Annotated in this window: 12 protein-coding genes; 6 read left to right on the forward strand and 6 right to left on the reverse strand. The window is 66.7% G+C overall.

Annotated elements, in window-relative coordinates; genetic code table 11:
- Positions 1-963 carry a DUF72 domain-containing protein gene (locus J2P76_RS10485; RefSeq protein ID WP_207407016.1) on the reverse strand — a complete coding sequence of 321 codons (963 nt, stop codon included), beginning with the start codon at positions 961-963 and terminating at the stop codon, positions 1-3.
- A gap of 81 nt (positions 964-1044) precedes the next feature.
- Here J2P76_RS10485 and J2P76_RS10490 point away from each other — a divergent pair, with 81 nt between their 5' ends.
- The gene (locus J2P76_RS10490) at positions 1045-3129 is read left to right on the forward strand and encodes an ATP-dependent helicase (RefSeq protein WP_207407018.1); all 2085 of its coding nucleotides are present in this window, start codon (positions 1045-1047) and stop codon (positions 3127-3129) included.
- A 12-nt stretch (positions 3130-3141) separates the two neighbouring features.
- On the opposite strand, the gene J2P76_RS10495 is transcribed toward J2P76_RS10490, so the two are convergent.
- The 5 genes from J2P76_RS10495 to cyoA form a co-directional block, all read right to left on the reverse strand.
- Positions 3142-3909 (reverse strand): SURF1 family protein, encoded by a 768-nt coding sequence (locus tag J2P76_RS10495; protein WP_207407019.1) that lies wholly within the window; start codon positions 3907-3909, stop codon positions 3142-3144.
- The gene (cyoD, locus tag J2P76_RS10500) at positions 3906-4289 is read right to left on the reverse strand and encodes a cytochrome o ubiquinol oxidase subunit IV (RefSeq protein WP_207407021.1); all 384 of its coding nucleotides are present in this window, start codon (positions 4287-4289) and stop codon (positions 3906-3908) included. Before cyoD ends, J2P76_RS10495 begins: the two co-directional genes overlap by 4 nt.
- The gene (gene cyoC, locus J2P76_RS10505) at positions 4286-4912 is read right to left on the reverse strand and encodes a cytochrome o ubiquinol oxidase subunit III (protein WP_207407023.1); all 627 of its coding nucleotides are present in this window, start codon (positions 4910-4912) and stop codon (positions 4286-4288) included. The genes cyoD and cyoC overlap by 4 nt, the downstream gene beginning before the upstream one ends.
- Positions 4905-6908, reverse strand: coding sequence for a cytochrome o ubiquinol oxidase subunit I (gene cyoB, locus J2P76_RS10510; protein ID WP_207407025.1), 2004 nt, complete (start codon positions 6906-6908; stop codon positions 4905-4907). The genes cyoC and cyoB overlap by 8 nt, the downstream gene beginning before the upstream one ends.
- A 63-nt stretch (positions 6909-6971) precedes the next feature.
- A complete protein-coding gene (cyoA, locus tag J2P76_RS10515; protein ID WP_207407026.1) occupies positions 6972-7946 on the reverse strand; it encodes a ubiquinol oxidase subunit II in 975 nt (324 codons plus the stop codon).
- Positions 7947-8120: 174 nt separating this feature from the next.
- Here cyoA and J2P76_RS10520 point away from each other — a divergent pair, with 174 nt between their 5' ends.
- The 5 genes from J2P76_RS10520 (at position 8121) to J2P76_RS10540 (ending at position 14615) form a co-directional block, all read left to right on the forward strand.
- Entirely contained in the window at positions 8121-9425 is a 1305-nt protein-coding gene (locus tag J2P76_RS10520) for an MFS transporter (protein ID WP_207407028.1), read from the forward strand.
- A 59-nt stretch (positions 9426-9484) separates the two neighbouring features.
- Positions 9485-10486, forward strand: coding sequence for a magnesium and cobalt transport protein CorA (locus J2P76_RS10525; protein ID WP_207407030.1), 1002 nt, complete (start codon positions 9485-9487; stop codon positions 10484-10486).
- A gap of 120 nt (positions 10487-10606) precedes the next feature.
- Complete coding sequence (locus J2P76_RS10530) at positions 10607-11275, forward strand: thermonuclease family protein (RefSeq protein ID WP_242697340.1); 669 nt, start codon at positions 10607-10609, stop codon at positions 11273-11275.
- 119 nt (positions 11276-11394) lie between these two features.
- Positions 11395-13641 (forward strand): ABC transporter substrate-binding protein, encoded by a 2247-nt coding sequence (locus tag J2P76_RS10535; protein WP_207407031.1) that lies wholly within the window; start codon positions 11395-11397, stop codon positions 13639-13641.
- On the forward strand, positions 13638-14615 hold the full coding sequence (locus tag J2P76_RS10540; protein ID WP_207407033.1) for an ABC transporter permease: 978 nt from the start codon (positions 13638-13640) through the stop codon (positions 14613-14615). Before J2P76_RS10535 ends, J2P76_RS10540 begins: the two co-directional genes overlap by 4 nt.
- Position 14616 lies beyond the last annotated feature (1 nt).

Genomic DNA, 14616 nt, shown 5'->3' on the forward strand with positions numbered 1-14616 from the left:
CTAGGCGTTTGCCGCCAGCGCCGCCGCCAGCCCGGCCGCGTTGCGCATGCCCTGGTCTTGATAATTGGTGTTCAGCACGGCGTGCGCGCTGCGCACGCGTTCGGCCAGGCGCTTCAGGCGGTCGGCCAGTTCGGCCAGCTCGGCCGGCGTGTATTCGTATTGAAAGCGCCCCGACGATGCCCCGCTCAGGTTGTTCCAGGCGGCCGCGTTGCGGCCGTGCAGGCGCAGGACGGCCAGGTCGGGATGGGTGGCGTCCCAGATGGCGGGCACGGTGTTGTCCGACCCCTGCGGCGCGTCGACGATGGTGTGCACCACGCCCAGGCTGCGCTCGAACGCCAGCGTGGCGGCGCTGCGGGCGGGGCTGTCGAACCAGCTGCGGTGGCGGAACTCCACCGCCATCAGGTGTTCTTCCATATGGCGGGCGCATTCGCCGACCAGGCCGCGGCCGCGCGCATTGCACTGCACCCAGGGGGCGAACTGGAACTGCACCGCGCCCAGCTTGCCGGCCATGCGCAAGGGTTCCAGCGCGACCAGGAAGCGGCGCCACAGTTCGTCCTGCAAGTCGGCGGGCAGCTGGTTGTAGAACAGGGCGGGTTCGGCCCGGGCGAGCCGGCGGGCGGCCGCCGGGCCGGCTGGCGGGGCGCCGTGGCCGGCTTCGTCGTCGGCGCCGCCCAGTTCGCGCCGGATGTCGGCCGGCAGCGCGCGCAGCGGCGCCGGATGCCCGGTGAATAGGCGGAACGCCTTGATATCGAAGACAAAATCGTCGGGAGTGCGGGTGGACCACAGGTGCGCCATCTGCCCGCTGGGCAGCCCGTAGTAGGTGGCATCGACTTCGGCCAGCGGAAACAGGCTGGCGTAATGGCGCAGGCGCGACGCGGGGGTGCGCACGTGCGGCGGGTAGAAGCGGCCGCAGGCCAGCAGGGTGGGGTCGGTCCAGGAAGCGGTGCCGGTCAGGATGGGCATGGCGGGCGGGCGCCGCCGGGCGACAGCGGCGGGCCAGTTCCGTTATAGTCTGTATAAATATACAGTATTGCTGCCCGCCCCATGTCCGTTGCCTCCGATTCCGGCCCCGCCGATTACCTGTCCGACCTGAACCCCGCGCAGCGGGCCGCCGCCGAATTCGGCGTGGGCCAGCCGGACGCGCCCGCCTTGCTGGTCATCGCGGGCGCGGGGTCGGGCAAGACCAGCACGCTGGCCCACCGGGTGGCCCACCTGATCCTGAACGGCGCCGACCCGCAGCGCATGCTGCTGCTCACGTTTTCGCGCCGCGCCGCCCAGGAAATGGAGCGCCGCGTGGGCATGGTGCTGCGCCGCGTAATGAAGCTGCACGCCACCCAGCAGGCGCCCGCGCTGCCGTGGGCCGGCACGTTCCACAGCATCGGCGCGCGGCTGCTGCGCGACTGCGCCGGCCGCATCGGCCTGTCCGACAGCTTTACCATCCACGACCGCGGCGATGCCGAAGACCTGATGGGCATGGTGCGGCACGAACGGGGCCTGTCGGCCACCGCCGAGCGCTTTCCGCTCAAGGGCACCTGCCTGGCGATTTATTCGCGGGTTGTCAACAGCCAGGCCCCGCTGGCCGATGTATTGAAGCAGGCGTTCCCGTGGTGCGCCCAATGGGAAGAGGCCCTGAAGGACCTGTTCAACGCCTACGTGCAGGCCAAGCAGGACCAGCAGGTGCTCGACTACGACGACCTGCTGCTGTATTGGTCTGAAATGATGCAGGACGAAGTTCTGGCCCACGACATCGGGGCGCGTTTCGACCATGTGCTGGTCGACGAATACCAGGACACCAACCGCCTGCAGTCGGCCATCTTGCTGGCCATGAAGCCCGACGGCCGCGGCCTGACCGTGGTGGGCGACGACGCGCAGTCCATCTATTCGTTCCGCGCCGCCACGGTGCGCAATATTCTCGACTTTCCGGGGCAGTTCGCGCGGCCCGCGCAGGTCATCACGCTGGAACGCAACTACCGCTCGACCCAGCCCATCCTGGATGCCTCCAACGCGGTCATCGAGCTGGCCGCCGAGCGCTACACCAAGAACCTCTGGACCGATCGCGCCTCGTCGAGCCGGCCCGCGCTGGTCACCGTCAGCGACGAGGCCGGCCAGGCGCGCTGGGTGGCCGACCAGGTGCTGGCGCAGCGCGAAGAAGGGGCCACCCTGAAGTCGCAGGCGGCGCTGTTCCGCGCGTCGAACCACAGCGCGGCGCTGGAACTCGAGCTCACCCGCCGCAATATCCCGTTCGTGAAATTCGGCGGGCTGCGCTTCCTGGAAGCCGCCCACATCAAAGACGTGCTGTCATTGCTGCGCTGGGCCGAAAATCCGCGCGGGCGGCTGGCCGGATTCCGCGTGGCGCAGCTGCTGCCCGGCATCGGGCCGGCCATCGCCGGGCGCCTGATGGATACGCTGGCCGAAGCCGCCGAGCCGCTGGCGGCGCTGCGCGATTTCAAGCCCGGCGCGGCGGCCAGGGCCGACTGGGACGCTTTTGCGCAAACCTATGCCGCTCTGCGCGCGCCGGGCCTGCAGTGGCCGGCCGACCTGGACCTGGCGCTGCGCTGGTATGCGCCGCAGCTCGAACGCCTGTACGAAGATGCGCGCGTGCGCAAGGCCGACCTCGACCAGCTGGCCCGCATCGCCGCCGGGTACGCCAGCCGCGAGCGCTTCCTGACCGAACTGACGCTGGACCCGCCCGATGCCACCAGCGCCGAATCGGGCCCGCCGCTGCGCGACGAAGACTACATGATCCTGTCCACCATCCATTCGGCCAAGGGCCAGGAATGGAAGGCGGTGTACGTGCTTAACGCGGTCGACGGCTGCATTCCTTCCGACATGAGCACCGGCACGGCCGAGGAAATCGAAGAAGAGCGGCGCCTGCTGTACGTGGCCATGACGCGCGCCAAAGAATGCCTGCAGCTGGTGGTGCCGCAGCGGTTCTACGTGCACCAGCAAACCGGCCTGGGCGACCGCCATGTATACGGGTCGCGCACGCGCTTCATTCCGGATGCCTTGCTGCCGCTGTTCGAAATGCTGCCCCGGCCGCCCGAACTGCCCCATGGCCGTGGCCAGCCGCCGGCCGCGGCGGCGCCGCGCATCGATGTGGCGCAGCGGGTCCGCAAGCTGTTTTCTTAGCCGGGCAGGCCCTTATGTGTCGTCGCGCTCGCGCCGCACGACGCGCACCGCGATGACCGCGCCCACGATCACCATCGCGGCCAGCGCGAACCAGGTGATGGCATAAGACAGATGGCTGTTCCGAAAGTTGACCACCGTCAGGCCCGGCACCGGGGCCACGGCGGGGTCGGGCGCCTGGCCGGGCCCTTTTTCCACGTCGATGAAGTAGGGGGCGACCTCGCCCAGGCCGCGCGCCGCCGCGATGGCGCCGGTATCGCGCGAATACCAGATGTTGCGGGCCGGGTCGTTGTGGCGCAGGAAGCGCAGGTCGGGTTCAGACATGCGCAGCAGGCCGGCCACGCTGATTTCGCCGGCCGGATGGTCGGGGCCGGCCCGCTTGCGCCAGGCCGGCAGCACGAAGCCGCGGTTGACCAGCACTGTGCCGCCGCCGCGCAGCTGCAGCGGCGTCATGACCCAATAGCCGCTGCCGTAGTCGGTGGTGGCCTGCACCAGGGTTTCCTGGTCGTAGCGCGGCGTGCCGGTGGCCTGCACATGGCGGTATTCGTCGCCGCCGCGGCTCAGGGCCGGCCATTGGGCCGGCCCCGGGGCCGGGGTGGCGGGCCGGTGCACGCGCTGGTCGACCTGCGAAATCAGTTCCAGTTTCCAGGCGCGGCGCTGCACCTGCCATACGCCCAGCGAGCAGAATACGGCAAACAGGACGAGCGCCAGCACGGCCAGGAAAACGATCCTGGCGGTGCGGCGCGGCGGCGGGGAAGAATGCGTGGACGGCGGGGAATTCAAGGAATGTTTCGCATGTCGTGCAGCGACATGGGCATCATGTTGTGATCCAGATGGTACATGATCCAGATCGACCCGCTGAGCGCGATGACCACCAGCACCAGCGTGAACACAATGGAAAGCAGGTTCCAGCCGCCTTCGGACTGGAAGTCGACGTGCAGGAAATAGATGACGTGGACCACGATCTGGACAATGGCGATAGCCAGGATCACCAGCCCGGTTACCCGTGAGCTGGAAAAGACATTGGCCATCACAATGAAGAAGGGCACGGCGGTCAGGATGGCCGCCAGGGCGAAGCCCAGCAGATAGCCATGCAGCGAGGCGTGGGCCAGGGGGTCTTCTTCGTGGTCGTGGCCGTTGTTGGCGGTTGCCGGGGTGCTCATGGCAGGACTCCCATCAGGTAGACCACAGTGAATACGCCGATCCAGACCACATCCAGGAAGTGCCAGAACATGGACAGGCACATCAGGCGGCGCTTGTTCGGGATGATCAGGCCGTGCATGCCGATCTGCACCATCAGCACCACCAGCCAGACGATGCCGAACGTGACGTGCAGCCCGTGGGTGCCGACCAGCGTGAAGAACGCCGACAGAAAGGCGCTGCGCTGCGGGCCGGCCCCTTCGGAGATCAGGTGGGTGAACTCATAGATTTCCAGGCCCAGGAAGCCGGCGCCCAGCAGGCCCGTGACCGCCAGCCAGCCCAGCAGCGAGCCGACCCGGCCCTTGCGGCCCTGCAGCAGCGCAAAGCCGTAGGTAATGGAAGAGAGCAGCAGCAGCGAAGTGTTCAGCGCCACCAGCGGCAGGTCGAAGAGATCGGCGCCGGTCGGGCCGCCATTGTAGTTGCGGCCCAGCACGCCGTAGGTGGCGAACAGGCAGGCGAAGATCAGGCAGTCGCTCATCACGTACACCCAGAAGCCCAGCAGGGTGCCGTTCTTTGCGTGATGCTCTTCGGTCAGGTAGAACTGGCGACCGGCGTCGCCCGGCAGGGTAGCGGTGTGTTCAGGCATGGCTGGCCAGCAGTCGGGTGCGATCGGCCTCGCAGCGGGCGACGTCGTCGGCCGGCACGTAGTAATCGCGGTTGTAGTTGAACGTGTGGAAGATCGCGACGCCGATCACGGCGACGAAGCTCAGGATCGCCAGCGGCCACATATGCCAGATCAGCGCGAAGCCCATCACCAGCGAAATGCCCGCCAGCACGATGCCCGCCCAGGTGTTGGCCGGCATGTGGATGGGAATGAAGCCGTCCTGCGGCCGCGTGTGGCCCAGCTGCTTCATCTGCCACCAGGCGTCGCGGTCGTGCACCAGGGGAGTGAAGGCATAGTTGTAGGCCGGCGGAGGCGACGAGGTGGACCATTCCAGCGTGCGGGCGTCCCAGGGGTCGCCGGTGTGGTCGCGCAGTTCCTCGCGCCGCTTGAAGCTGACATACAGCTGGATCAGGAAGCACGCGATGCCGCCGGCGATCAGCAGCGCGCCCAGGGCGGCGAGCTGGAACCAGATCTGCAGCGACGGATCGTCGAAGTGGTTCATGCGCCGCGTAACCCCCAGCAGCCCCAGCACGTACAGCGGCATGAACGCCAGGTAGAAGCCCACCAGCCACAGCCAGAACGACCATTTGCCCCAGTACGAGTCCAGGCGGTAGCCGAAGGCCTTGGGAAACCAGTAAGTAATGCCGGCGAACAGGCCGAACACCACGCCGCCGATGATCACGTTGTGGAAATGCGCGATCAGGAACAGGCTGTTGTGCAGGGCGAAGTCGGCGGGCGGCACCGCCAGCAGCACGCCGGTCATGCCGCCGATCACGAAGGTCACCATGAAGCCCACCGTCCAGAGCATCGGCACCTCGAAGCGGATGCGCCCGCGGAACATCGTGAACAGCCAGTTGAACACCTTGGCCCCGGTGGGGATCGAGATGATCATGGTGGTGATGCCGAAGAACGAATTGACGCTGGCGCCGGACCCCATCGTGAAAAAGTGGTGCAGCCACACCAGGTAGGACAGCACGGTGATCACCACCGTGGCGTACACCATGGACGCGTAGCCGAACAGCCGCTTGCGGCAGAAGGTGGGCACGACTTCAGAAAATATGCCGAAAGCCGGCAGCACCAGGATATAGACCTCGGGGTGGCCCCAGATCCAGATCAGGTTCACGTACATCATGGCGTTGCCGCCGCCGTCGGCCGTGAAGAAGTTCATGCCCAGGTAACGGTCGAGCGCCAGCAGCGCCAGCGCCACCGTCAGCACCGGGAACGACACGACGATCAGGACGTTGGTGCACAGCGCGGTCCAGGTGAAGATCGGCATGCGCATCATGTTCATGCCCGGGGCGCGCATCTTGACGATGGTGACCAGCAGGTTCACGCCCGACAGCAGCGTGCCCACCCCCGCTATCTGCAATGCCCATATGTAATAGTCCACCCCCACGTCCGGACTGTTCAGAATGCCCGACAGCGGTGGATACGCCAGCCAGCCGGTGCGCGCGAACTCGCCCACGAACAGCGACAGCATCACCAGCACGGCGCCGACCACGGTCATCCAGAAGCTGAAGTTGTTCAGGAACGGAAACGCCACGTCGCGCGCGCCGATCTGCAACGGCACCACGTAGTTCATCAGGCCGGTGACCAGCGGCATGGCCATGAAGAAAATCATGATCACGCCGTGGGCGGTGAAAATCTGGTCGTAGTGGTGCGGCGGCAGGTAGCCCGCGCTTTCGCCGAAGGCGATGGCCTGCTGGCTGCGCATCATCAGGGCGTCGGCGAAGCCGCGCAGCAGCATGATCAGGCCCAGCACCACGTACATGATGCCGATTTTCTTGTGGTCGATGCTGGTGAACCATTCGCGCCACAGGTAGCCCCACAGGCGGAAGTAGGTAATGGCGCCCAGCACGGCGGCTGCGCCCAGCGCCACGCCGATGAACGTGACCACCAGGATGGGCTCGTGGTAGGGAATCGCGTCCCAGCTCAGGCGTCCGAACAACAGGCTATCGGTGACGGGATGGTCTGGCATTTTCTGTGTTCCTGCAAGATTCGTTCGTCGAGCTGGGCTGGGGTGGGGCGGCGGCCTGGCCGGCTACATGGCCGGCGGCGCGGCCAGGGGCGGCGGCAGTTCCAGGGACGCCTGCCGGGGCGCCCGGCAGATCGCGCCGGCCATGTCGCGCATGCATTGGGCGCCGGGCTGCACGCAGCGGTTCAGGATGGCGTCGTACAGGCTGGATTCCACCGTGCCGAAGCGCTGCACCGGCGCGGCCACGCTGGGCTGTTCGAGCTGCAGGTAGGCGGCGCGGTCCAGCGCCTTGCCGGACGCCTTGCCGGTTTGCACCCATTTGTCGAAGTCGGCTTGCGACAGGCCGTGGAACTTGAAGCGCATCTGGGAAAAGCCCGCGCCGCTGTAGTTGGCCGAAAAGCCGTCGTACACGCCGGGGTGGTTGATGACGGCATGCAGGCGGGTCTGCATGCCCGGCATGGCGTAGATCTGGCCGGCCAGCGCGGGAATGTAGAACGAGTTCATCACGCTGGACGCGGTGATCTTGAATTCGATGGGGCGGTCGACCGGCGCGGCCATTTCGTTGACGGTGGCGATGCCCTGCTCGGGGTACAGGAACAGCCATTTCCAGTCCAGCGCCACCACCTGCACTTCGAGCGGCTTGACGCCGGCGGGCACGGGCCGGTCGGCGCCGATGCGGGAAAGCGGCCGGTAGGGGTCCAGCTGGTGGGTGCTGACCCAGGTCAGCGCGCTGAGCGCGATGATGATCAGCAGCGGCGCCGCCCAGATCAGCAGCTCGAGAATGGTGGAGTGGTCCCAGTCGGGGGTGTAGGTGGCTTCGGCGTTGCTTTCGCGGTAGCGCCAGGCGAACCACAGCGTGGCGGCGATGACCGGCACGATGATCAGCAGCATCAGTCCGGTGGAAACGAGGATGATGTCGCGCAACTGCCAGGCGACATCGCCAGAGGGCGACAGCAGCACCGCTTTGCTGCAGCCGCCCAGCGCGCCGAGTACGGGAAGGATCAGTGCGGCTTTTAGTTTTCTGAAAAACGGCACGGACATGCAATCCCCCTAAGGATATGGCCCACCCTCAAAGAATATTTGCAACCCTACTCTGGAAGCTTTGAAAAATCTAGAGTAAAAAGGAAGTCAGTTCGATTCGTGGAGCGGCCGGCAGCCCCGTAGTCGCCTGATCGGGGCAGTCTGTTTCCCACCACAGACGGAGCGAGTCATCGTATGTCCAGTACCGCGATGCAGTATCCTCAATCCGCCCAAGAGTCGGACCACGCCAACGTTGCGCCGGGAGAAATCGCGGTAGGCGTGGTCATCGGCCGGGCATCCGAATACTTCGACTTCTTCGTCTTCGGCATTGCTTGTGTTGCCGTTTTCCCACACGTTTTCTTTCCGTTCGAGCCGCTGCTGTACGGCACGCTGTGGTCGTTCGCGATCTTTTCTTTCGCCTTCATCTGCCGGCCGTTCGGCACCGCCATTTTCATGGCGGTGCAGCGCCGCTGGGGCCGGGGCACCAAACTGACGCTGGCTCTGTTCCTGCTGGGCACTTCTACTGTGGGCATGGCGTTCCTGCCCAGCTACGAAGCGATCGGCCCCATGGCCATTGCGCTGCTGTCGGTGTTCCGCTGCCTGCAGGGCATTGCCCTGGGCGGCTCGTGGGATGGCCTGCCGTCGCTGCTGGCGCTGAACGCGCCGCCGGGCCGGCGCGGCTGGTACGCCATGCTGGGCCAGCTGGGCGCGCCGGTGGGCTTCATGCTGGCCAGCGCGATCTTCCTGTACCTGCTCAGCACGCTCAGCACCCAGGACCTGCTCGAATGGGGCTGGCGCTATCCGTTCTTCGTGGCATTCGCGATCAACGTAGTGGCGCTGTTCGCGCGGCTGCGGCTGGTGCTTACCGAGGAATACACCCGGCTGCTCGAAGAACGCGAACTCTCGCCCATCCGCGTTTCCCAGGTGATCGACGAGCAGGCCTATAACGTCTTCATCGGCGCTTTCGCGGCCCTGGCAAGCTATGCGCTGTTCCACCTGGTCAGCATTTTCCCGCTGTCGTGGATCAGCCTGCACGGCGAACGCTCGCTGGTCAGCATATTAAGCGTGCAGATCGTGGGCGCGGCCGTCAGCTTCGTGGCCACGATCGCTTCCGGCTGGATCGCCGACCATTTCGGGCGCCGCAGAACGCTGGGCACGCTGGCCGCGCTGATCGGCCTGTTCGCGCTGTCCGCGCCGTGGCTGCTGGCCGGCGGCGCGCTGGGCGAAAACACCTTCATTCTGTGCGGGTTCGTGCTGCTGGGCCTGTCGTACGGCCAGGCGTCGGGCACCGTGACGTCGAATTTTTCCATGCACTTCCGCTACACCGGGGCCGCGCTCACCACCGACATGGCCTGGCTGTTCGGCGCGGCGTTCGCGCCCCTGGTCGCGCTGGGGCTGTCCATGAAATTCGGCCTGATCGCCACCAGCGCCTACCTGATTTCGGGCGCCGTCTGCACGCTGGTTGCGCTGCGCATCAACCGGCTGATCGAAGCCAACTGAGCTATCATGCCCCGATCGTCCGGCGCCCGGCGCCGGGCGCGATTCAAGCGGAGGCATGCATGCCGCAAGACCAACCCGTTGCGCCGCCTGAAAGCGAAGTGGTGGCGTCGGTGGCGTATGTGCAGGGCCGGCGTTCGCACGACGTGCCCCTGGAAGACATCAAGTCGTACACCTGCCAGGATGAAAACCTGCTGTGGATCGGGCTGCGCAACCCCTGCACCGAAGTGCTGCGGCAAGTGGCCGACGACCTGGGCATCCGGCCCAAGACCCGCGACGAAATGCTCGAACCGCACCGCCGGCCCAAGATCATCGACTTCGGCCATTGTGTGCTGGTGGTGGCCATTACCGTTGAAATCGACCAGGGCCGGCCGGTCTTCGGCGAAACCCAGATCCTGATCGGCCGCGGGTTCCTGCTGACGGTGCGGCGCGGCGCCACCACCAACTACAGTGCGCTGCGCGAGCGCCTGGAATCCGCGCCCGACCTGCTGCGGCGCGGCAGCGACTACGTGGCCTCGGAATTGCTCGACCTGCTGATCGACCATTACGTGGCGGCCGCGGGCGAACTGGAAAGCGTGGTCGAATCAGCCGAGCAAAAGCTGTTGATCCGCGGCGCCAAGGATTCCGATATCCGCAAGCTGTATCGGCGCCGCCGCGACCTGCTGCGCATCCATACCGTGATCGCGCCGCTGGCCGAGATCTGCCGCCGGCTGGCCACCATGGACATGTCGGCGGTCGACGCCAATGCCCGCCCGTATTTTTCGGTGGTGGCCGACCGCGTGCTGCGCGTGGACGAACTGATCAACGGGCTGCGCGAGGCCCTGGCGTTCGCGTTCGAGGCCAGCATGATGATCTCGCAGACTCAGCAGAACGACATCACCCGCCGGCTGGCCGCCTGGGCCGCCATCCTGGCCGTGCCCACCGCGGTTGCCGGCATTTACGGCATGAACTTCGAATTCATGCCCGAACTGAAAACCCATTGGGGCTACCCGCTTACGCTGACCGGCATCGCGACGGCGTGCGGCGTGCTGTACTGGCGGTTCCGCAAATCCGGCTGGCTGTGACGGAGCCAGGCGATGAGGTGTCAGGCACCTTGCGGAGCCTGACGCCTGCCCAGGTGTAACCGGGGGCGGGCGCGATGTGGCACACTGCACGCCATCGATTCTTTTCGGGGCCTTTCCATCTTGCGCAGGCAGTTTTCCTTCGGCCGTCTGGGCCGCCGGCTGGGCGGCGTGCTGGGCGTGGCGCTGGCCGCCGCGCTGGTGCACTGGTTCCAGGGCAGCCGCAACGAGCCGCCGGCCCAGGCCCCGGCTTCGGCCCCGGCCCGGCAGCCATCCCAGCCGGCGGCCACGGCCGATTCCCCCCGCGCCGGCCAGGCCGTGCCGCCGGGCCGCTATACCCTGACGGGCACGGTTACCAAAGTGGCCGATGGCGACACGGTCACCCTGCGGGTGGGCGGCAGGCAGCACCGCGTCCGCCTGGACAGCATCGATGCGCCGGAAGCGGGGCACAGCGCGCAGGAGCCCGGCCAGCCCTATGCCGACGCATCGCGGCGGCACCTGGAACAACTGGTCGGCGGCAAGACACTGACCGCGCAATGCTATGAGCAAGATCAATTCGAACGCGATGTGTGCGCGCTGATGCTGCCCGACGGCAATTCGGCCAACCGGGCCCAGGTGGCCGCGGGCTATGCCTGGGCCTATACCGCGCGGCGCGGCGACTACCTGAACGACGCGGCCATGCGCGGCCTGCAGCAGCAGGCCCGCCAGGCCCGCAGCGGCCTGTGGGGGCAGGGCGGCGCCACCGAGCCCTGGAAATGGCGTTACGAGTGCTGGCGGAACCAGCGCTGCTAGCCCCCGGTCCAAGATGAAAACCCCGGCCCGGTTCAGGGCGGCCCGGCTGGGGTGCGCGGGCAGCCTTTGCTATGCTGTGCGCCGGGCTCGATGCGGGATAACTATACGGAAACGGCTTTATGGGTGCATGGCTGCGGATCTCGATGGCGGCGCTGGTGTCGGCGCTGGCGCTGGCCGGTTGCAGCCGCGACCCCATCAATAGTCCCTACGAAACCGGGGCCCTGGCCGAAAACACGCTTTACACGGCTTTCGTCAAGCGTTCGCCCAAGTACCTGGACCCGGCCCGCTCGTATTCCACCGACGAAACCCCGTACACCTACAACATCTACGAACCGCTGTACGGGTACCAGTACCTGAAGCGGCCGTACGAACTGATTCCGCGCGCCGCCGCGGCCATCGCGCCGCCGCGCTATTACGACGCGCAGGGCAATGCGCTGCCGCCCGATGCGCCCGGCCAGCAGGTGGCCGAAAGCGTTTACGACATTCCCATCCGGCCCGGCATTCTGTTCCAGCCGCATCCGGCCTTCGCGCGCGAGGCCGATGGCCGCTACAGCTATTTTCCGCTGCAGCCCGGCGAGCTCGACGACAAGTTCTATGTGCCCGATTTTCCCAAGACCGGCACGCGCGAGCTCACCGCCGACGACTACGTCTACGCCTTTCGCCGCCTGGCCAGCCCGCGCGTGGCTTCGCCCATTTATTCGGTCATGGCCGACTACGTGCTGGGCATGCAAGACTACGGCAAGCGCCTGCGGGCGCGCGACGCCGAACTGCGGCGCGGCCTGCCGCCCGGCCAGCGCGACCTGCCCTGGCTCGACCTGCGCGAAGGCGACGGCTTCGACGGCGTGCAGGCGCTCGACCCGCACACCCTGCGCATCCGCATCAAGGGCAAGTATCCGCAGTTCAAGTATTGGCTGGCCATGACCTTCACCGCGCCCATTCCCTGGGAAGCGGACCGCTTCTACAGCCAGCCGGGCATGGCCGAGCACGATTTGTCGCTGAATACCTGGCCGGTGGGCACCGGCCCCTATCTGCTGGCCGAATCGGTGCAGAACCGCCGGCACGTGCTGGCCCGCAACCCGAACTTCCGCGGCGAGCCCTATCCCTGCGAAGGCGAGCCGGCCGACCGCGCCGCCGGCCTGCTTGAAGATTGCGGCAAGCCCACGCCGTTCGTCGACCGCGTGGTGTTCAGCGTCGAGAAAGAAGCCGTGCCCCTGACCGGCAAGTTCATGCAGGGCTACTACGACATGCCCCAGGTCGAGCGCGGCGAGTACGGCGTGGCCATGCTGGTGGCGGCCAGCGATTCGCCCGACAAGGCCCGGCGCTATCGCGACCACGGCATCCAGCTGCCCACCGCCATCGAAACCTCGAGCTGGTACATGGGTTTCAACTGGCTCGATCCGGTGGTCGGGCGCGGCGACACGCCCGAGCAGCAAGAAAAAAACCGCAAGCTGCGCCAGGCCATCAGCATTGCTTTCAACTGGGAAGAATACGTGGCCGTATTCGAGAACAGCCAGGCCATGGTGGCGTACGGCCCGGTGCCGCCTGGCGTGCTGGGCTACCGCGAACCGCCCGAGGGCATCAACCCGGTGGTGTACGACCTGGTCGACGGCAAGCCCCGCCGCAAGCCGCTGGACGCGGCGCGCCAGTTGCTGGCCGAAGCCGGTTACCCCGACGGGCGCAACGCCGAAACCGGCGCGCCCCTGGTGCTGTACTACGACGCCATGACCGGCGGCGGCTCGAACCCGCAGTTCGACTGGATGCGCCGCCAGCTGGCCAAGATCGGCATCCAGATGGACGTGCGCTCCACCGACTACAGCCGCTTCCAGGACAAGATGCAGCGCGGCACCGCGCAGATTTTCTTCTGGGGCTGGGTGGCCGACTACCCCGATGCCGAGAACTTCCTGTTCTTGCTGTACGGGCCCAACGGCAAGGCCAGGCATGGCGGCGAAAACGCCGCCAACTATGCCAACCCCGAATACGACCGGCTGTTCGAGCAAATGAAATACCTGGACGACGGCCCCGAGAAAGAGGCGGTCATCGCCCGCATGGTGGCCATCGTGCAGCGCGACGCGCCCTGGATGTTCGGCTTCTTTCCCATGTCGGGCGGGGCCTACCAGCAGTGGGTGGGCAATGCCAAGCCCACGCAGATGGTGCGCAACACCCTGCAGTACGTGAAAATCGACCCCGCGCTGCGGGTGCGCAAGGTGCACGAATGGAACACGCCGCGCTGGTGGCCGCTGGCGCTGCTGGCCATCGTGCTGGCGCTGGCGATCTGGCCGTCGTATGTGACGCTGAAGCGGCGTGAACGGCAAACCGCCTTCGGCGCCAGCGCCCGGCCCGCCCCTTCCAAGGAGCACCAGCCATGATCGGCTACGTCATCCGCCGCCTGCTGTACGGGGTGCTGATCCTGATCGGCGTGAACCTGTTCACGTTCATCCTGTTCTTTGCCGTGAACACGCCCGACGACATGGCGCGCCTGGCCATCGGCGGGCAGCGCGTCAGCCAGGAAGCCATCGAACGCTGGAAAACCGAACACGGCTACGACAAGCCCCTGTTCGTGAACACCCAGGCGCAGGGCACGCAGCGGCTGACCGACACGGTGTTCTACCAGCGCTCGGTGCCGCTGCTGGCGCTGGAATTCGGCGCCTCGGACGCGGGGCGCGACATCGGCCGCGAGATCCGCATGCGCATGGGCCCCAGCCTGGCGCTGGCCATCCCCACCTTCTTCCTGGGCTTGTTCGCCAGCGTGGTGTTCTCGCTGCTGCTGGTGTACTTCCGGGCCACCCGGCTGGATTTCTGGGGCGTGGTGCTGTGCGTGGTATTGCTGTCGATATCCAGCCTGTTCTACATCATTGCCGGCCAGTGGCTGTTTTCGAAAGTGCTGCGGCTAGTGCCGTATTCGGGGTTTGCCGGCGGGCTGGACGCCATCAAGTTCCTGGCCCTGCCGGTGCTGGTGGCGATCGTGTCGCGCCTGGGCCCCGAGGCGCGCTTTTACCGGGCGCTGTTCCTGGAAGAAGTCGGCAAAGACTACGTGCGCACCGCGCGCGCCAAAGGCCTGGCCGAACGCGTGGTGCTGCTGCGCCACGTGCTGCGCAACGCCATGCTGCCCATCCTGACCGGCACGGTGTCGGCCTTGCCGCTGCTGTTCATGGGCAGCCTGATCGCCGAATCGTTCTTCGGCATTCCGGGGCTGGGCAGCTACACCATCGACGCCATCAACGCGCAGGATTTCTCCATCGTGCGGGCCATGGTGTTCCTGGGCTCGGCCCTGTATATCGTGGGCCTGATCCTGGCCGATATTTCATACACGCTGGCTGACCCCCGCGTGCGCTTCGAGTGAC

The organism is Bordetella petrii (assembly GCF_017356245.1).
Lineage (GTDB): Bacteria > Pseudomonadota > Gammaproteobacteria > Burkholderiales > Burkholderiaceae_B > Bordetella_A > Bordetella_A petrii_D.